Here is a 19,848-nt window from a genome sequence, read left to right as displayed (position 1 = left end):
GGACCGGGCCGGTGGCAGGACGACGCCTCAGGCCACCCGGGCGCCGTCGGTCAGTTCCAGGTCGAAGGACGCCGCCAGCAGCTGTCGGGTGTAATCCTGCCGCGGATGGTGGAAGATCTGCTCGGCGCGGCCATGTTCCACCACCCGGCCGTGCTGCATCACGATCACTTCGTCGGCCATGGCCCGCACCACGGCCAGGTCATGGCTGATGAACAGGTAGGTCAGGCCGTACTTGCGCTGCAGAGCCTTGAGCAGGTCCACCACTTTCACCTGAACAGAGCGGTCCAGCGCCGAGGTCGGCTCGTCCAGCAGCAGAAATTTCGGCTTCAGCACCATGGCCCGGGCAATCGCGATGCGCTGGCGCTGGCCGCCGGAAAACTCGTGGGGATAGCGGTTGCGCAGGCCGGGGTCGATGGCCACTTCCTCCAGTGCCTGGATCACAGCGGCCTCCCGTTGCCGGGCACTCATCAGCGGTTCGTGTACCTTCAGGCCCTCGGCAATCACCTCGCCAATGGTCATGCGTGGAGACAGGGAGCCGAACGGATCCTGGAATACCACCTGCATTTTCCGGCGCAACGGCTTCATCTGCAGGGGGGACAGGCCATCGATGGCCGCGCCCTCGAAGCGGATGCGGCCGTCGCTGTCCAGCAGTTTCAGAATTGCTTTGCCCAGGGTGGACTTACCGGAGCCGGACTCGCCGACGATGCCCAGGGTCTGTCCTTCCCGCAGGGTCAGGCTGATCCGGTCAACCGCCTTGACATGCCCGGTCACCCGGCTGAACCAACCACCGCGGATCGGGAACCAGACCTTCACATCGCGCGCTTCGAGTAGAACCGGCGCGTCCTCGGGGGGCGGTTCCTTGTGCCCGTGGGGCTCGGCGTCGAGCAGCTCGCGGGTGTACGGGTGCTGGGGGTTGGCGAACACCTCCCGGGTGCTGCCCTGCTCCACCACTTCGCCCAGGCGCATCACGCACACCCGGTCGGCGAAGTGATGCACGATGCCCAGGTCATGGGTGATGAACAGCATCGCCATGCCGAAGCGCTGCTTCAGATCTTTCAGCAGCGCCATGATCTGCGCCTGGATGGTGACGTCGAGGGCGGTGGTCGGTTCGTCGGCGATCAGCACGTCCGGCTCGCAGGCCAAGGCCATGGCGATCATAACCCGCTGGCGCTGGCCGCCGGACAATTCGTGGGGATAGGCCGAGAGGCGCCGCTCGGCATCGGGAATGCCCACCAACCGGAACAGCTCCAGTACCCGGGCCCGGGCCTCTTTCCGGTCCATGCCCCGGTGCTCCGTCAGCACTTCGGCCACCTGCTGCTCCACCGTCTGCAGCGGGTTGAGCGAGGTCATCGGTTCCTGAAACACCATCGCCACCCGGTTGCCGCGAATCGTCTGCAGGGTACCGGGGCGGGCGCCCAGCATTTCCTGACCGTCGTAACGTATCGAGCCCTGGGGGTAACGGGCCACCGGCGGCAACAGCTGCAGGATCGACAGGGCGGTGACCGACTTACCGGAGCCGGACTCCCCCACCAGCGCCAGGGTTTCCCCCTTGCTCAGGCTGAAGCTCACGCCTTTCACCGCCGATACCGTGCCGGTATGCAGGGCGAAATCCACGTGCAGGTTTTCCACTTCGAGAATCGGTTGCTCGGCCATCATCCATCCCTTCCAGGGTTAGCGGGTCTTCGGGTCGAGGGCATCGCGCAGGCCGTCGCCAATAAAATTCAGGCAGAACAGGGTGACGGCCAGGAACAGTGCCGGGAAGAACAGCATCCAGGGGGCGCTCTCCATGCTGGCGGTGCCCTCGCTGATCAGCACGCCCCAGCTGGTCATCGGTTCCTGCACCCCCAGGCCCAGGAAGGACAGGAAGCTTTCCAGCAGGATCACCTTGGGTACTGTCAGGGTTACGTAGACGATGACCGGCCCCACCGCGTTGGGCACGATGTGGCGCAGCAGAATGCCGGTGTCGCTCACCCCCAGGGCGTGGGCCGCCGCCACGAATTCCCGCCGTTTCAGCGCCAGCGTCTGGCCCCGGACGATGCGCGCCATGTCCAGCCATTCCACCGCGCCGATGGCGATATAGATCAACAGGATGGAGCGGCCAAACACCACCATCATCAGGATCACCAGGAACATGAACGGCAGTGAATAGAGAATATCGACGAAGCGCATCATCAGGTTGTCGGTACGGCCGCCGACGTAGCCGGAAATGGCCCCGTAGGTCACCCCGATGATCAGGCTGACGAAGGTCGCAACCAGCGCTACGGTCAGCGAGATCTGGCCGCCGTACAGGGTACGGATCAGCAGATCACGGCCATTGCTGTCGGTGCCGAACCAATGCTGGCCGTCCCAGGTGGGCGGCCCGCCCATGTAGTCCCAGTACACATCATCGATTTCGGTACCCAGCAGTACCGGACCGAGAAACGAGGCCAGAACGATCAGGGCCAGCAGGATCAGGCTGACCATGGTCGCCCGATTGCGCACCAGGCGGCGCATGGCATCCCGGATCAGGCTCTCGCCCCGGACGGTTTGAGTTGCAGTTGCAGTCGCTGTCGTCATCGGCCCGTCAGTCATCGTAACGAATCTGAGGATCCAGCAGACCGTAGATCAGGTCCACCACCAGGTTGAACAGGATGATCAGGGCGCCGTAAAACACCACCGTGCCCATCACCAGGGTGTAGTCCCGGTTCAGGGCTGCCTGCACGAAGTAACGGCCAATGCCGGGAATGCCGAAAATTTGCTCGATCACCACCGAGCCGGTGATGATGCCGGCGGTGGCCGGACCCAGGTAGGACACCACCGGCAGCAGCGCCGACTTGAGCGCGTGACGGCGCACCACCTTGCGCTCGCTCAGGCCCTTGGCGCGGGCGGTGCGAATGAAGTGCGAGCCCATCACCTCGATCATGCTGCCGCGGGTCATGCGCGCGATGTAGGCGATCTGCGGCAGTGCCAGGGCGATGACCGGCAGCACCTTGTTGGCCACGGCACCACTGTCCCAGCCGCCGACCGGCAGCCAGCTCAGGTAGACGCCGAACACCAGGGTCAGGATCGGCGCCATCACGAAGTTGGGGATGGCAATCCCCGCCATGGCGCCCCCCATCATCAGATAGTCCAGGCGGGTGTTCTGTTTCAGGGCGGCGTAACAGCCGATGCTGACCCCGAACACCACGCCCAGCAGCATCGCCCACATGCCCAGCTCCAGGCTGACCGGGAAGCCCGCCCAGATCAGGTCGGAGACGGTGAAGTCCTTGTACTTGAAGGAGGGACCGAAGTCGCCCTGCAGAATCCCGCCAAGGTAGTCGAAAAACTGCCAGTACAGGGGCTTGTCCAGGTTGTAGGCGGCCAGGATGTTGGCTTCGATCTCCGGCGGCAGCTTGCGCTCGCCGTCGAAGGGGCCGCCGGGCGCTAGGCGCATGAGAAAGAACGAGATCGTAATGACGATGAACAGCGTCGGTATCGACTGCGCCAGGCGCTTGAACGCGTAACTCAGCATGGCCGGAACTAGCGCTCGATACTCATCCAGCGGGTACGGTGCTTGTCCAGTACGTTCGGCACCCACCCCTTCACCTTCTGGCTCACCAGGTTGGTGGCCACATAATAGTAGATGGGGATGGTCGCGTAGTCGTCCATGGCGATGCGCTCAGCCTGTTCCATCAGGCGGGTCCGCTGGGTGCTGTCCTGGGTCTCGGCGGCCTGTTTCATCAGCGCGTTGAATTGCGCGTTGTTATAACCGCCGTAGTTGTTCGGCGTCGGTTCCAGCAGGCTCAGGAAGTTCTGCGGATCGGCGTAGTCCCCGACCCAGCCGGCACGGGCCACTTCGAAATTGGCCTCCTTCAGCTCGGCATAGTGCACCGCCACTTCACTGTTCAACAGCTGAGTCTTGACGTGGATGGCCTTCCACATCGCCGCCACGGCCACCGCCACTTTCTTATGCGCATCGTGGGTGTTGTAGCGCAGCACCAGCTCCAGCGGGCGATCCTCGCTGTAGCCAGCCGCTTCCATCAGTTTGCGGGCGTCCTCCAGGCGCTTGTTATAGGGCATGCCCTTGAAGTCCAGCTCCTGAATCCGGTAGTCACCAATGCCCGGCGGCACGAAACTGTAGGCCGGCACCTCGCCGGTCTTGAGGATCTTGTCCGTGATCACCTCGCGATTGATCGCCATGGACAGCGCCTTGCGCACCCGCACATCCTGGAATTTCGGGTTGCGGAGGTTGAGCGGGTAGTAGTACACGCCGAGCTGCGGGCTGACCACCGTCTCCTCCGGCATGTTCTCCCTGAGCCAGTCGTACTGGTCGATCGGGAATTCATAGTTCAGGTCCAGCTCACCGGCGCGGAAACGTTTCAGCGCCGCGGAGCGGTCCTCGGTCGGATAGTAGAACACGGTGTCGATGGCCACATGGTCAGCATCGTAGAACCACTCATTCTTGACCGCCTTGATGTGGGTCTGGGGCAGCCATTCCACCAGCTTATAGGCACCGTTGGAAACCAGGTGACCGGGCTTGACCCAGTCCTTACCGTACCTCTCCACCACATGCTTGGGAATCGGGAATGCCGTGTAGTGGGTCAGCAGTTCCAGGAAATACGGTGTGGAGGATTCCAGGGTGATTTCCAGGGTGTAGTCGTCAATCGCACGCACGCCCAGCTGGCTCAGATCCCGAATCTTGCCGGTGTTGATCGCCTCGGCGTTCTTGATGGGGTACAGGATGTAGGCATAGGTGGAGGCCGTTTGCGGATCCATGACCCGGCGCAGGGAGAAGACGAAGTCATGCGCCGTAACCGGTTGGCCATCCGACCACTTGCCGTCCTTGCGGAGATGGAAGGTGTAGACCGTTCCGTCGTCGCTGACGGTCCAGTCGGTCGCCGCGCCCGGGATGACCCGGCCATCCGCCGCGTCGGTGACCAGCCCCAGGAACAGGTCGCCCACCACCATATCTTCCCAGTTGCCGGATACCAGGTTGGGATCCAGGGTTCCCGGCTCTCCCCCGATCCCGCGGTGCAGGGTCTGTGCCCCGCTGATGCTCGCCAGCCCCAGAGAAAGGACCGACAGCACGGTCAGCAGCATGTTCTTCAACGTGTTTCTACGGTGCTTCTTCTTCATCCTTGGTTGTCCTCAATGATCCCGTTTGATCATGAATAACGAACCGCAGTGTAGGAAGGCGCCGAAGTTTCACGCAATTGAAATACGACATACCCCCTATTCTGATTTTCGATACCAACCAGAAAAAAACAAATAATTTCAAAAACTAACAAAATGGCGGCCGACCCAGCCGCCATGGTGAACGCCCGCCCCGCCTTGAGGCCGGCTCACGACTCGCGACGATAGCCGCCCGGTACGCCGCCCTTGGCCAGGACCCACTGCCAGAGCTGCAGGTCGCGGGCGCGGAAGGCACCGGCGCAGGATAGGAGATAGTATTCCCACATCCGGTGGAAACGCTCGCCCAGCTGCTCCCGGAAACGGGGCCAGGCGGCCTGGAAGTTGGCGTGCCACGCCATCAGGGTGCGGTCGTAGTCCGCGCCGAAGTTGTGAAGGTCCTCGACAATGAACAGGCGCTCGGCGGCACGGCTGATCTGGGCCAGGGTCGGCAGTTCGCCGTTGGGGAAGATGTACCTGTCGATCCAGGGATCGGAGCCCGGCGAGGGGTCGTTGCTGCCGATGGTGTGCAGCAGGAACAGGCCGCCGTCCTTGAGGCAACGGTGCGCCACCTCCATGTAGGTGCGGTAGTTCTTGCGACCGACGTGCTCGAACATGCCCACGCTCACGATCCGGTCGAACTCGCCTTCGACTTCCCGATAGTCCTGTAGGCGAAACTCCAGTGGCAGACCGGCGTACCGTTGTTCAGCCCAGGCCGCCTGCTCCCGGGAAATGGTGACCCCCACACACTCGACGCCGTAGCGCTCGGCGGCATAGCCCATGAAGCTGCCCCAGCCACAGCCGATGTCCAACACCCGCATGCCAGGCTCAAGGCCCAGCTTGCGGCAGATCAGGTCCAGCTTTGCCTCCTGGGCCTGGGCCAGGGTTTCGGCCTCGCGCCAGTAGCCGCAGGTGTAGGTCATGCGCGGGTCCAGCATCGCCTGGTAGAACGCGTTGCCCAGGTCGTAGTGCTGTTCACCCACCTGCCAGGCCCGGCGCCGGTTCTGCCGGTTCAGCAGCCGCGCTTTGAGGACATGAAACGCGACCCGGGCAGGCGACACCCGGTGCTGGAGACCGGCGCGCAGCAGCCGGTGAAAGAATTCATCCAGCCGGTCGCACGTCCAGTCACCGTCCATGTAACTTTCGCCGAGGCCGAGGTTGCCCTGGGCGAACACCCGGTCCGCCACACCGGGCCGTAACAGCCGCACATCCCACGGCCGGTCTCCCCCCAGGGTGATACCCGCCTCGCTCAGCAATTCCGCCAGGTAACGCTCAGACGAAGACAACCGCGCCTCGGACACCTGGGTGCCGGGCTGGCCAGACATGACTCGGGACAAAACAGCTTCCTCCCTTCCGGTTTGCGTACGGACACATCGCTACGATGAATCACGGTCAACCTATCTTTTAAAAGATAGTGAAAAATCGGCGGAGGCGCGGTTGTTTTTCTTAATCGGAGCCATAGCCGGACATGGACGCCCGGCCAGGGTTAGCAGGCAGGCTCAGCGCAGGATCACGAGAGGACGGGTAGCGGTCTGCAGCATGGTGGTCGTGGTGCTGCCCAGAAGGAACTGACGCAGGCGCGAGTGACCGTAGGCGCCCATCACCAGCAGATCGATGTCGTGTTCCTCCTGATAGGCATGCAGGGTCGGCTCGACATCGCCGGGGCGGATGGCCAGGGTCAATTCCGCCTGCCAGTCGGACAGCCGCGTCCGGGCCTGTTGCAGCTGCTCCCGGCGATCGCCGGTATCCGGCCCCACCATGACCAGATGCAGCGGCAGCCCCTTCAGCAGGGGGCTGGCGGCCAGCAGCTCGACGGCACGGAAGCCGGTGGCACTGCCGTCGAAGGCGAACATGGCGCTGCGCGGCGGCGTGTACTCGTCAGGCACCAGCAGGATCGGCCGGTGTACGCTGCGGATCACCGTTTCCAGCTGGCTGCCGACGTGGCTGTCGGCCCCGGAGCTGCTTTCACCGTGCAACCCCATGACCAGGAGCCGGGCCTGATCCTCCAGGGCCAGCAGTGATTCCGGCAGGGAGTCATGGCGCTGGCGACGGGTCACCGCCTCCACCCCGGCGGCACGTACCCGGCGTTCGGCTTCTTCCAGCAGATGGTGGCCGTGTTCCAGGGCCAGCTTGGCACGGCGGCGGTCCAGCTCGGCCAGCTCATGCAGCAGCTGCTCGCGACTGCCCAGGCCAATGCTGCCAGCCAGGTCCGGCTCCACCGGATACCGGGCCTCGTCCAGAACGTGCAACAGCAGCAGGGGCGCCCCCACATGCCGGCTCGCCCAAGCCGCGTAATCACACACCGCCGGCGCCGCCCGCGAACCGTCGACACACGCCACAACCTGCAACATACTACCTAGCCTCACATTTGTCCGTTTCTGCCAGTATGGCAACCACGGGCACATTGCGCCCGGAAATCCCCGGCTCAGTGCCCCATCAGCTGTTCGACGGCTCCGGGTTTGTCATGCACGCCGAAGCGGTCGACGATGGTGGCGCTGGCTTGGTTGAGCCCGACCACGTCCACGTCCGCGCCTTCCCGGCGGAACTTGATCACCACCTTGTCCAGCGCCGCCACCGCGGAAATATCCCAGAAATGGGCACGGCTCAGGTCGATGACCACCCGCTCCGCCGCCTCCCGGAAATCGAAGGCGGCCAGGAATTTCTCTGTGGAGGCAAAGAACACCTGACCCACCACCCGGTAGGTGCGGGTCTGGCTTGCCTCGTCCCACTCCGGAGCAATCACCAGGTAATGCCCCACCTTGTTGGCAAAGAATAGCGAAGCCAGCAGCACGCCCGCCAGAACCCCGAACGCCAGGTTATGGGTGGCCACCACCACCGCCACGGTCACCACCATGACCACGTTGGTGGAGAGCGGATGGCGCTTCAGGTCACGGATCGAACCCCAGCTGAAGGTGCCGATGGACACCATGATCATCACCGCCACCAGTGCCGCCATGGGAATCTGCACCAGGATGTCGTCGAGCACCAGCACCATGATCAGCAGCACCACACCGGCGGTCAGCGTGGACAGCCGGGTACGGCCACCGGACTTCACGTTGATGATGGACTGGCCAATCATGGCGCAGCCGGCCATGCCACCGAGCAGACCGGCGGCGATGTTGGCCAGGCCCTGCCCCTTGCACTCCCGGTTGCGATCGGAGTGGGTATCGGTCAGGTCGTCGACAATGGTGGCGGTCATCATGGTTTCCAGCAGCCCGACCACCGCCAGGCCAAGGGAATAGGGCAGGATGATCCACAGGGTGTCCAGGTTCATGGGCACGTCCGGCCAGAGGAATACCGGCAGGGTGTCGGGCAGCTCGCCCATATCCCCGACCGTCCGGATGTCCAGGCCCAGGGCCATGCTGACGGCGGTCAGCGACACGATGCAGACCAAAGGCGACGGCACCAGTCGACCCGCCACCGGCACTTTCGGGAATAGGTAAATGATGCCCAGACCGGCCGCCGTCATGGCGTAGACGTGCCAGGTCACATGGGTGAGCTCCGGCAGCTGGGCCATGAAAATCAGGATCGCCAGCGCGTTGACGAACCCGGTGACAACCGAACGCGAAACAAACCGCATCAGCCCGCCCAGCCTGAGGTATCCGGCCAGGATCTGGAAAACCCCGGTCAGCAGGGTGGCCGCCAGCAGGTACTGCAATCCATGCTCCCGGACCAGCGTCACCATCAGCAGCGCCATCGCCCCGGTGGCGGCGGAAATCATACCCGGCCGGCCGCCGGCGAAGGCAATCACCACGGCGATACAGAACGAGGCGTACAGCCCCACCTTGGGGTCAACCCCGGCAATGATGGAAAAGGCGATGGCCTCCGGTATCAGGGCCAGGGCCACGACAATGCCGGCTAGGACATCGCCACGGATGTTGGAAAACCACTGAGTCTTGAGGGTGTTCACCATAGCTTGGGGGATCCGTTTTCTAGCGACAACAAGCAACCGGACCGCATGGCCGCGCCCGGGCGCCGGCAGCCGGTGGGGAGCCTTCGGGGAACTCGACGGACGGGCCGATGACAACGCCAGGGGCCGCCGGTCGAGGGGCGCGAAGCTTACCAGAAGGCGCCGGCAAACGTAAGGCGCGCCCGCCAGGCTGGCAAACCATCGTCATTTCGGTAACACTCCGTGCTGAACGGAGGCGGATGCCACCCGCCCCACCCCGACCCCACCCGGTGAACCGGAGCCCGCGCCCACCATGGACGACGTCGCCAGCCAATTCCTCGCCACCAACCGCGACACCCTGAACCTGGCCGTGGCCCTGCTGCTCGGTGCCATCGTCGGTCTGGAACGGGGCTGGGACACCCGCGACCAGAAATCCGGCGAGCGCATCGCCGGCATCCGCACCTTCGCCCTGATCGGCTTGCTGGGCGGGATCTCGGCGGTCCTGGCGCGGGAGGTCACACCCTGGGCGTTTCCGGTGCTGCTGCTCGGGGTGGTGGCCATGGGCATCGTCGCCTACAGCGAGCGTCTGGAGCACATCCGCAACTTCAGCATCACCAGCACCGTCGGCATGGTACTGACCTTCTGTTTCGGTGCCATTGCGGTGGCGGTGGACGTAGTGATGGCCACCGCCGCCGCAGTGGTGACCGCCATCGTGCTGGACAACAAACCGGAGATCCACGGCTGGGTCCGCAAGCTCAAGGCCCACGAGCTGGACGCCGCGCTCAAGCTGCTGCTGATTTCAGTGGTGATGCTGCCGCTGTTGCCGGACGCGCGGCTGGGGCCCGGCGGCGTACTCAACCCCCGGGAAATCTGGTGGATGGTGGTGCTGATCGCCTCGGTGTCATTCATCGGCTATTTCGCCATCCGGGTGGCGGGCGCGCGCAAGGGCATCCTGTTCACCAGCCTGTTCGCCGGCTTGAGCTCTTCCACCGCGCTGACTCTGCACTTTGCCCGGCAATCGGCCCGGGTGCCGGAACTGAGCCCACAGTTCGCGGCCGGAATCCTGTTGGCCTGCGGCACCATGTTTCCCCGCATTCTGGTGTTCTGCTTCATCATCAACCGGGAGCTGCTGCCACAGCTGGCCTGGCCGGTGGCGGTGATGACGGTGCTGCTGTACGGACCGGCGATCGTCATCTGGCGCCGGCACGCCGGAGAGCTCCAGGTGTCCCAGCCCCGGCTCAGCCAGAACCCGCTGGAACTCACCTCGGCACTGATGTTCGGCCTGTTGCTGACCGCCATACTGGTACTCGGCGAATGGCTGGAGCGCGGGCTGGGAGACACCGGCATCTACGTACTGGCGGCCAGCTCCGGCATGGCCGATGTGGACGCCATCACCCTGTCCCTGACCCGTATGTCCACCGAGTCCCTGGCTATGGAAACGGCGGTGATCGGGATCGTTATCGCCGCCACCGTCAACAACCTGGTGAAAACGGCGCTGGCCTGGGGAGTCGGCAATCGCCGAACCGGTCTGATGGTGGCCGGGCCGATGCTGGTGTCACTCTCGGCGGGGCTGGCGGTGGCCTGGTTCCAGGCGGCATGAACCACGTATAGTTGGCAGTTGTGTTTTAGAGCAAGGACATCCTGATGCTATTAGCCATGTTCCTCGGCGGCCTGATTGGTTACGCCTTTGGTCGTTTCCCCGGTTTCCTGGTCGGCGCCGCCCTCGGTGCCTTCTTCCTGCACCAGGCCAAGTCCCGGCTGGTCGGCAAGATTCGGGACCTGCAAAACCATTTCCTGGAGTCGGTGTTTTCCGTCATGGGCGCCCTGTGCAAGGCCGATGGTGTGATCACCCGGGACGAAATCCAGATGGCCGAGGCCATGTTCGTGCGATTCCGTCTCGACGGCACGCAGCGGGAAGCGGCCAAGCAGGCATTCAACCGGGGTAAATCCCCGGGCTTCGACCTGGACGCGGAGCTGGATCGCTTCCTGCGGGCCTGCGGCGGCCAGCCGGCGCTGCTGCAGATGTTCCTGCAGGTGCAGGTATCGGCGGTGGCGGCCGATGGTGTGGTCCACCCCCAGGAGCATGAGATGCTGGTGCGCATTGCCCGACGCCTGGGTTTGCCGGAAAGCCAGGTGGACCAGCTCGAGGCCATGCTGAGGGGCGCCTACGCCGGTCAGTCCGGCAGCGGCGGCCGTTCCCACTCGCAGCAACTGGAGGATGCCTACAAAGTGCTGGGCGTTCGCCCGTCCGCCAGCGATGCCGAGGTTAAGCGCGCCTACCGGAAACTGAGGAGCGAGAACCACCCGGACAAACTGGCCGGCAAGGGGCTGCCGGAAAGCATGCGGGAACTGGCCGAGGAGCGCACCCGGGAAATCAGCCACGCCTACGACGTGATCAAGGACGCGCGCCGGAAGGCCTCCTAGGCCCGGCTCATCTACCCGAAATGACATGAGCCTGGCGCCGGGGCCGGGGTAAAGTGGAGCGCACAGCCACAGGGAGCGTTTCACATGCCGGCCCCATCCAAGACCGTATCCGCCTTTACCGACGACGCCCTCGGCCTCGATGACGCCACCGCCCTGGCCGAGCGACTCCGCCGGCGCCAAGTGTCGGTGCGGGAAGTGACCGAGGCCGCCATCGCCCGGGCCGAGCGGGTCGACCCGAACCTGCACGCCATCGTCGCCCGGAACCACAAACAGGCGCTGGCCACCGCGACGCGACTCGACCAACGCCCGCCGCCGGCCGACGCCCCCTTTTTTCTGGGCGTGCCCACCTACATCAAGGACAACCTGGACCTCGCCGGGCTGCCGACCCGGCACGGTTCCGCCGCCGTGCCCCCCCATCCGGCCCGCGACAGCAGCCCGTTCGTGCGACAGATGCTGGCTCAGGGCTTTCTGTGCCTGGGCAAGAGCAGCCTGCCGGAATTCGGTTTCAATGCCACCACCGAACCGGCCCATGCGCCGCCGACCCGCAACCCCTGGCACCTGGACTATTCCACCGGCGCCTCGTCCGGAGGCTCGGCGGCACTGGTGGCCGCCGGCGTGGTGCCGGTGGCCCACGCCAACGACGGCGGCGGTTCGATTCGCATCCCCGCCGCCTGCTGTGGCCTGGTGGGTCTGAAAGCCAGTCGGGGCCGACTGGTGGATAACGAGGCCAACGCGGCCCTGCCCATCGCCATCATCGCCGATGGCATCGTCAGCCGCACCGTCCGGGATACCGCCCAGTTCCTGGCCCAGGCAGAGCGAAGCTACCGAAATCCGGCGCTGCCCCCGGTCGGTACCGTCCTCGGCCCTCCCCGCCGCACGCTCCGGATAGGCTTGGTCATTGACTCCATCAACGGCCACCGCACCGACGACGTCACCCGGGCAGCGGTGGAGCGCACCGCCCGCCAGTTGGAGCGCCTGGGCCACCGACTGGAGCCCATGGCCGTGCCCGTCCCGTCGTCTTTCCCGGAAGACTTCGCGCTGTACTGGGCGATGCTGGCCTTCGGCGTGCGGGCCCGGGGCCGCACGCTGCTGGCCCCGGATTTCGACAAGCACCGGGTCGACGGCCTGACCCTTGGCCTGGACCGGCGTTTCCGGGCAAACTTCTGGCGACTGCCCGCAGCCCTCTGGCGCCTGAGACACTCCCGGGTAACCTACGCCCGGGCCATGGCTGGGTTCGATGCGGTCCTGACCCCGGTGCTGGGTCATGTCACGCCCCCACTCGGTTACCTGGCACCCACCCTTCCGTTCGACACCCTGTTCGAGCGACTGACCCGCTACGTGGGCTTCACGCCCCTGGCCAACGCCACCGGTGCCCCCGCGATCGCCCTGCCCGCCAGCCTGACCGACGACCGGCTGCCCGTTGCCATCCAGTTCATGGCGCCACACGGCGGCGAGCGGACACTGCTGGAACTGGCCTATGCCCTGGAAGCCGACGTCCCCTGGCCGTCGCTCTGGGCCACCGGCGGGGAGACCGGGCACCGGAGCCCCGGCCGGGCCGAACCGGCTCACGGGGATGGCGGATAGGAAAACCCGGGGAAAATCTCCAGAACCCGCCGAAAGCTGGCCTCCAGCGGAGCCGACACCGACAGCCACTGGCCATCCCGTGGATGCTCGAACTCGATGCGGGTGGCCGCCAGCATCAGCCGCCCCTCGCCAAACCGCTGCGCGAAGTAGCGATTGTGCCGGCCACGGCCATGATTGGCGTCACCGATGATGGGGTGACTGATGTGTTTCATGTGGCGCCGCAGCTGGTGTTTGCGACCGGTTTCCGGGAACAGTTCCACCACAGCGTAGCGGCTGGTGGGATAGGTTTCGATGGCCACCGGAATCTCAGTGGTCGCCAGGGTCCGGAACCGGGTCACCGCAGACCGGACCGTCTGCGCCCGGTCCTTCAGGCGCCGGTCCTCCGGTTCATCCCGCAGCGGATGGTCGATCACCCCCGATGCTGCTGGCCAGCCGCGCACCACGGCCAGGTAGGTCTTGCGCACCCGCCCCGCCATCATCGCCTGCCCCAGAGCACGGGCCGTGTCCGGATCCCGGGCGAACACCAACACACCGGACGTGGGCCGGTCCAGCCGGTGGACCGGGTACACCCGCCGGCCCCCGTTCAGTGATCGCGCATACTGCAGCGCGAACTCCGTCTCATGGCGGTCGATCGGGCTGCGGTGCACCAACAGACCGGCCGGCTTGTGCACGATCAGCAGCGCCTCGTCCCGATACAGTTCCGCCAGCGGATTGTCACCGTGGCCTCCCGCCAATGCCTCACCCAACGTCATAAAACCCCAACAGACGCGTTTCAGAATTTGTGGATAATACCCCCTGTTTACACGCCATCACAGGACACACCGGATGAACTGGTATTTTCGCAGCATCCTGAACCGGGTGCTCACCATCGTAATCGCCACCAACCTCGTGGTTGCCCTTGCCGCGGGCTACAGTCTTAAAAACGCCCTGGACGCCAACGACGACTACAGCCGCCTGGCCGGTGCCGAGATGCCCCTGGCCCTGGAAGCCCAGGACATCCTGGTGGCATTCAAGACCCAGGTGCAGGAATGGAAGAACGTGCTGCTCCGGGGCGCCGACGACAGCCGGCGGCAGAAGTACTGGGGGCAGTTCCAGGAACAGGAAAGCCGGATCCAGGCCCGGCTGGAACGCCTGATTCCGCAGCTGACCGACCCCGAGGCGCGGCAGCTGATGAGCCGTTTTCAAAGCGCCCACCGGCAGATGGGCGACGCTTACCGGAGCGGCTTCCAGGCGTTCGTGGACGCCGGCTACCGCCCCGCCGCCGGCGACGCCGCAGTGACCGGCATCGACCGCGAACCCGCCCAGCTGATCGAACAGGCTGCCGCACGCATCCGCGACCTCGGCATGGCCCGGGCCGAGCACCTGAACAACCGCGTAGCCGCCGACGCCACCCGCAACGGCGTGCTGATGTTCCTCGCCATCCTGCTGGGCACCCTGGCCTGCGTCATCGTCCTGATGCGCTCCGTGGTCCGGCCCGCACAACAGCTGATCGCCCAGATGAACCGCCTGGGCCAGGGCGACCTGACCCAACCGGTCACCCTCCAGCGCCAGGACGAGCTCGGACGTCTGGCGGACACCGCCCGTGCCCTGCACCGATTCATGTCCGAAACCGGCAGCCTGATGACCCGGAACAACGAACAGCTCGCCCGCACCGGCGACCTGATCCGCCGCAACGCCGACCAGGTGTCCCGGCTGTCCGACCAGGCCCACCAGCGCATCGACCAGGTCGCCGCCGCCATGAATGAAATGTCGGCGACCGCCCAGGACGTTGCCAAGCACGCCGCCTCGGTGGCCGCCCAGGTGGAGGAAACCACCGCCCAAACCGAAGAAGCCGACCGCCAGATTCACCGGGCGGTGGACAGCATGAACCGGCTGACGACCCAGATCCGCAGTTCGGCGGAAACCGTCAACCGGCTGGCCAGCGACGGCCGGCGGGTGGGCGACGTCATGCAGGTGATCCGGGAAATCGCCGACCAGACCAACCTGCTGGCGCTCAACGCCGCCATCGAAGCCGCCCGCGCCGGCGAGGCCGGACGGGGCTTCGCGGTGGTGGCGGACGAAGTGCGCAACCTCGCCGCCAAGACCCAGCAGGCCACGGTGGAAATCGACGAAATCATCGAAGCCATCGCCGCGGCCTCCCAGGACGCCACCGACTATATGCAGGCCTCCGAAATCGTGGCCCGGGAAAGTGGCGAAACGGTGGAGACGGTTCGGGAAACCCTGGGGGACATCAACCAGCGCATGGCCCGGGTCAACGACGCCACCACCCAGGTCGCCACCGCCGCCGAGGAACAGACCAGCGTCAGCGAGGACATCAACCGCAACATCACCGAAGTGGCGGAACTCTCCGAAGCCATGCACCAGGCCGCCGAGGAAAATCTGCGCTCGGTTCCGGAACTGGAGGCCATGGCCCGAGGCGCCCACGAACTGGCCAGCCGAATCCGCCAGTAACCCCGGCCTCCCCTAAGCCCGCCCCCACAGGCGACGCATCCCCTGCCCTGCTTTCTCCCCCAGCACCAGCAGGGCCGGGGTCAGCAGCAGGGTGAGCACGGTGGCGAAGGTCAGACCTCCGGCGATGGCGCTGGAGAGCTGGGTCCACCATTGGGTCGACGGCGCGCCCAGCCCCAGTGACGGGGTCAGCAGGTCGACGTTCACGCCCAGCACCATCGGCATCAGGCCCAGCACCGTGGTGACCGCGGTCAGCAGCACCGGGCGCAGGCGCAGGCAGCCGGTTTCCAGCGCCGCCTCGTAGGCCGGCATGCCGTCCTGACGCATCTGGTTGTAGGTGTCAATCAGAATGATGTTGTTGTTCACCACAATGCCCGCCAGGGCGATGATGCCCATGCCGACCATGACGATGCCGAACGGCTGACCGGTCACCAGCAGGCCGATCAGCACGCCGGCGGTGGACAGGACGATGGCAGACAGGATCAGGAAGGTCTGATACAGGGAGTTGAACTGGGTCACCAGGATCAGCAGCATCAGGCCGATGGCCACCAGGAAAGCCGAGCCCAGGAACGACGCGGCCTGCTGCTGGTCCTCGCTCTCGCCGGCGAAGGTCACCGTGACGCCATCGGGCGGATCCGGCAGTTCGGCGGCCAGGGCCCGGAGCCGTTCTTCCACCTGACGCCCCGGCGCCAGATTGGACTGGATGGTCACCGTCCGCACGCCGTCCACGCGGACAATGCTGCCGGTCTTGTCACCGGGCTCCAGGGTGACAAACTGGGCCAGCGGTACCTGCCCCCGGGAGGTGTTCAGGGTCTGCCGCTGCAGCTGATCCAACGCCCGCCAGCGGTTCGGCACCCGGACCGCGATGTCCACTTCGTCACGGACGTCCTCGGGGCGATAGGTGGCGATGACCAGGCCATTGGTGACCAGCCGCACCGCGCTGCCGATGCTCAGCACGTCGGTGCCGAACCGGGCCGCCGCCTCCCGGTCGACCTTCAGGCGCCACTCGATGCCCGGCAGGCTGCGGTCGTCCTCAATGTCGACGAAGCCGCCAAGGTCACGCATCCTGGCCTCGACCCGATCCACGTAGCCATTCATGGCGTCGTTTTCCCGGCTGCCGATGCGAATCTCGATGGGCTTGCCTTCGGCCGGGCCATCTTCCTGTTCCCGGAATTCCAGCTCAATGCCGGGGATGCCCCGGGTGCGCGCCCGAAAATCCTCCAGAATGGCACTGGCCGGGCGCCGGGTATACCAGTCGTTGAACTGGAACTGGAGCACACCGATCACGTCCGGCGCCATCTGGGTGCTGACGGTCACCATGGAGCGGGCGTACAACGCTTTCACCTCGGGCATGCCCTGCAGGCGCTGCTCCACGTCCCGGACAATGGCGTCCCGCTCCCACACCGACAGGTCACCCCGTGCGCGAATCTGCACCTGGGCCGAATCCGGTTCCACGCTCGGGAAGAATTCAACGCCGTGGTTGAAGCGGCCGTAGGCGGCGTAGATCAGGACGATCACCGTCAGCGCGCCCAGCAGCGTCACCCCCGGTGCGTTCAGCAGCGCTGCCAGCAGCGCCCGATAACGCCGTGTCCAGAGTCCCGGGGCCGCCGACGCCCGGGGTCGCCGGCCGCCGCTGATGCCGCCCAGCACCGGCAGGAACACCAGGGCCATGGCCAGGGAGGCGGCCAGGCAGATGATGACGGTCATCGGCAGGAACTTCATGAACTCGCCCACCACCCCGGGCCAGAACAGCAGCGGCACGAATACCGCCAAGGTGGTGGCGGTGGAAGCGATGATCGGCCAAGCCATGCGGATGGCCGCCTCGCTCCAGGCTTCGCGGACCGTCCGGCCTTCCGACAGGTTCCGGTCCGCCAGTTCCGACACCACGATGGCGCCGTCCACCAGCATGCCGGCCACCAGAATCAGGCTGAACAGCACCACGATGTTGAGGGTGACCCCCAGGCTCCAGATCACCAGGATGCCGGTGAGAAACGCGCCCGGGATGGTCAGCCCCACCAGCAGCGCCGAACGCGGCCCCATGGCGGCGATCACCACCACGATCACCAGCACGATGGCGGTGAGCACATTGTTGAGCAGATCACGGAGGATGTCCTGGACCTCCTCCGACTGATCCATGATGTAGCGGATGTCCAGGGTGTCCGGCAACCGGGGGCGGGCCTGCTCCACCAGCTCACGGACCTTGGCGATGGTCTCGATGATATTGGCGCCGGACCGTTTGGACACCTCCAGAACCAGCGCCGGTTCGCCGTTGATGCGGGCGAAGCCGGTCGGATCCTTGAAGGTACGCTGGAGCATCGCCACATCGCCAAAGGTGACCACGGTATCACCGGATACCTTCACCGGCATCGACATGACATCCTCGATGTTCTCGATCACCCCGGGCACTTTCAGCGCCATGCGGCCATGGCCGGTGTCCAGGGAGCCCGCCGCCACCAGCTGGTTGTTGCGGGTCACCAGGGTTGCCAGCTGATCGAAGTCGATGCCGTAACTTTCCAGCACCTGGGGATCGACCACGATTTCCAGCAGGTCTTCCCGGTCGCCGCCGATGTCCACCTCGAGCACTTCGGGAATCGCTTCAATGGCATCCTGCAGGCGCCGGGCGATGGTGATCAGCTCCCGCTCCGACAGTGGGCCGGAAAGCCCGATGGACATGACCGGAAACAGCGACACGTTGATTTCGTGAACCCGGGGTTCATCCGCTTCGTCCGGCAGATTGCTGCGGGCAGTGTCCACCTTCTCACGCACGTCCTGCAGCGCCTTGTCTGGATCGAAGCCGGCGTCGAATTCCAGCATCACCGACGCATACCCTTCCGAGGCGTTGGCCCGCATTTCCTTGATGCCTTCAAGAGAACGCAGTTCCTGTTCCATGGGCCGCACCAGCAAACGCTCCGCGTCTTCCGGGCTGATGCCTTCCAGCGTCATGGAAACGTAAATCATCGGAATGGTGACGTCCGGGTTGGCTTCCTTCGGGATGCTCACAAACGCGGCAATCCCGCCGAGGATCAGGAACAGCAAGGTCAGCAGGGTCGTGCGGCTGCGGCTCATGGCCGCGAGAATCAAGGCGCGCATGGTTCAGCCCCGGTCATCCGCAAGGTCCACCGGCGTCACCCGCTCACCCGCCTGGACGAAACCGCCCCCCCGGGTGATCAGGCGGATCTCCTCGGGCAAGCCGGCCACCCAGGCGCCGTCGGTGGCGACGCTCAGCAGGCGCACCGGCGTAAACACCACGCGGTTGTCGCCAGCCACGTGTTTCACCCCCGGCCGGCCCTGGTCATCGAGGCTCAGATAGGCCGGTGACAGGAACAGGGCCCGCACCTCCGGCAGGGCGATTCGCAGGCTCGCGGAGCCGCCCGCCACCCGCTTGAGGTCCGGGTTGTCCACCGCCACTTCCACCGGGAAGCTGCGGGTCTCGGGGTCGGCGGCGGCAGCCACGAAGGTCACCGTGCCATGCAGCAAGTCCCCGTCCAGCAGTTGGACCGTCACCGCCTGCCCCACCGACACTTGACCCACCGACGACTGCGGCACCTGGCCGGTGGCCTTGAGACGGTCAATGCGCACCAGGTCGAACAGGGGCGAACCCACCTGGACCAGGCTCCCCGGATCGACGGCCCGGGCATTGACGATGCCGTCGAACGGGGCCGTGGGCGACAGGTGCGCCACCGCCAGCCGGGCCGCGGTCAGTTCCGCCCGGGCCGCCGCCAGCTCACTTTCCAGATTCAGCAGTTCGCTCTGCGCGGTATAATTGTCCGAACGCAGGCGGCGGGCGGCGGCCACGTCCGCCTCCAGCTTGCGCACCCGGGCCTGCCAGCGCTCGACCACGGCGGAACGGCCGTCATCCGACAGCCGCGCCAGCACCTGGCCCCGGGCCACCGTCTCCCCCAGGGCCACCGGAATCTCCGTGACCGTGCCCGACACCTGGGCGCTGACGGTCACCGCCAGCCAGGGTTCCAGCTGCCCCTGCAGCCAGATGCCCGGCTCATAGGTCTGGGCCGATACCGTCGACACCTGGACCCGGGTCGGTTCCCGCGTGGCGGCGGGGGCAGGCTCCGGGGGCTCCCGCGAGGCCTCCTTCAGGTCGCCCGTCGCCATCCATACAACCAGCAAAACCACCACCAGCAGGGCCAGCCCCAGGCTGCCCCATCTCGCCCTCGTCATAGATTTCTCGCCACGCCTGCACGATGAATGACGGCGGGCCATCCGCCCGCCGGTGAAAAAAACGCCGGAAAGCGGTTGCATCCGGCCAAAAACGTGGGTTAGATTCTACACACATTGATCTGACGAATTCAGAACGGAATGTCGATTTCATGAATTTCAACGTGGTTGTGGTCCTTGTGAAGCTTGTCCTGGTGGTCGTG

The 19,848-nt window shown here is 65.5% G+C and carries 14 protein-coding genes; 4 read left to right on the top strand and 10 right to left on the bottom strand.

What is annotated here, in order from left to right; translation table 11 throughout:
- Positions 1 to 27: 27 nt before the first annotated feature.
- The 7 genes from BTO32_RS08565 to BTO32_RS08535 form a co-directional block, all read right to left on the bottom strand.
- A complete protein-coding gene (locus BTO32_RS08565) occupies positions 28 to 1,653 on the bottom strand; it encodes an ABC transporter ATP-binding protein (RefSeq protein ID WP_217697018.1) in 1,626 nt (541 codons plus the stop codon).
- Positions 1,654 to 1,671: 18 nt separating this feature from the next.
- Entirely contained in the window at positions 1,672 to 2,556 is an 885-nt protein-coding gene (locus BTO32_RS08560; RefSeq protein ID WP_076724223.1) for an ABC transporter permease subunit, read from the bottom strand.
- A gap of 7 nt (positions 2,557 to 2,563) precedes the next feature.
- Positions 2,564 to 3,490 (bottom strand): oligopeptide ABC transporter permease OppB, encoded by a 927-nt coding sequence (gene oppB, locus BTO32_RS08555; RefSeq protein WP_076724222.1) that lies wholly within the window; start codon positions 3,488 to 3,490, stop codon positions 2,564 to 2,566.
- An 8-nt stretch (positions 3,491 to 3,498) separates the two neighbouring features.
- Positions 3,499 to 5,094, bottom strand: coding sequence for a peptide ABC transporter substrate-binding protein (locus tag BTO32_RS08550; RefSeq protein ID WP_084206816.1), 1,596 nt, complete (start codon positions 5,092 to 5,094; stop codon positions 3,499 to 3,501).
- A 206-nt stretch (positions 5,095 to 5,300) separates the two neighbouring features.
- A complete protein-coding gene (gene cfa / locus BTO32_RS08545) occupies positions 5,301 to 6,452 on the bottom strand; it encodes a cyclopropane fatty acyl phospholipid synthase (protein WP_084206815.1) in 1,152 nt (383 codons plus the stop codon).
- 174 nt (positions 6,453 to 6,626) lie between these two features.
- Complete coding sequence (locus BTO32_RS08540; protein WP_084206814.1) at positions 6,627 to 7,478, bottom strand: universal stress protein; 852 nt, start codon at positions 7,476 to 7,478, stop codon at positions 6,627 to 6,629.
- Positions 7,479 to 7,552: 74 nt separating this feature from the next.
- Positions 7,553 to 9,040, bottom strand: a complete 1,488-nt coding sequence (locus BTO32_RS08535) for a SulP family inorganic anion transporter (RefSeq protein WP_076724219.1) — start codon at positions 9,038 to 9,040, stop codon at positions 7,553 to 7,555.
- Positions 9,041 to 9,329: 289 nt separating this feature from the next.
- On the opposite strand from BTO32_RS08535, the gene BTO32_RS08530 reads away from it, so the two are divergent.
- The 3 genes from BTO32_RS08530 to BTO32_RS08520 all read left to right on the top strand — a co-directional run bounded on the left by BTO32_RS08530 (position 9,330) and on the right by BTO32_RS08520 (position 13,024).
- Positions 9,330 to 10,616, top strand: coding sequence for an MgtC/SapB family protein (locus tag BTO32_RS08530; protein WP_076724218.1), 1,287 nt, complete (start codon positions 9,330 to 9,332; stop codon positions 10,614 to 10,616).
- A 44-nt stretch (positions 10,617 to 10,660) separates the two neighbouring features.
- Complete coding sequence (djlA, locus tag BTO32_RS08525; RefSeq protein WP_076724217.1) at positions 10,661 to 11,440, top strand: co-chaperone DjlA; 780 nt, start codon at positions 10,661 to 10,663, stop codon at positions 11,438 to 11,440.
- A gap of 84 nt (positions 11,441 to 11,524) precedes the next feature.
- The gene (locus tag BTO32_RS08520; protein ID WP_076724216.1) at positions 11,525 to 13,024 is read left to right on the top strand and encodes an amidase; all 1,500 of its coding nucleotides are present in this window, start codon (positions 11,525 to 11,527) and stop codon (positions 13,022 to 13,024) included.
- On the opposite strand, the gene BTO32_RS08515 is transcribed toward BTO32_RS08520, so the two are convergent.
- On the bottom strand, positions 13,006 to 13,776 hold the full coding sequence (locus tag BTO32_RS08515) for a pseudouridine synthase (protein ID WP_076724215.1): 771 nt from the start codon (positions 13,774 to 13,776) through the stop codon (positions 13,006 to 13,008). The genes BTO32_RS08520 and BTO32_RS08515 overlap by 19 nt on opposite strands.
- Positions 13,777 to 13,849: 73 nt before the next feature.
- Between BTO32_RS08515 and BTO32_RS08510 the strand changes: the two genes are divergently transcribed.
- Entirely contained in the window at positions 13,850 to 15,475 is a 1,626-nt protein-coding gene (locus BTO32_RS08510) for a methyl-accepting chemotaxis protein (RefSeq protein WP_076724214.1), read from the top strand.
- Positions 15,476 to 15,487: 12 nt separating this feature from the next.
- Here BTO32_RS08510 and BTO32_RS08505 read toward each other — a convergent pair whose 3' ends face one another.
- Both BTO32_RS08505 and BTO32_RS08500 read right to left on the bottom strand, forming a co-directional pair.
- On the bottom strand, positions 15,488 to 18,562 hold the full coding sequence (locus BTO32_RS08505; RefSeq protein ID WP_076724213.1) for an efflux RND transporter permease subunit: 3,075 nt from the start codon (positions 18,560 to 18,562) through the stop codon (positions 15,488 to 15,490).
- Between the two features lie 3 nt (positions 18,563 to 18,565).
- Positions 18,566 to 19,648 (bottom strand): efflux RND transporter periplasmic adaptor subunit, encoded by a 1,083-nt coding sequence (locus BTO32_RS08500; RefSeq protein WP_076724212.1) that lies wholly within the window; start codon positions 19,646 to 19,648, stop codon positions 18,566 to 18,568.
- Positions 19,649 to 19,848 lie beyond the last annotated feature (200 nt).

Source organism: Marinobacter lutaoensis, from assembly GCF_001981305.1.
GTDB lineage: Bacteria > Pseudomonadota > Gammaproteobacteria > Pseudomonadales > Oleiphilaceae > Marinobacter > Marinobacter lutaoensis.
The sequence above is the reverse complement of the archived record's forward strand: the minus strand, read 5'-3'. Positions and strand labels throughout refer to the sequence as shown.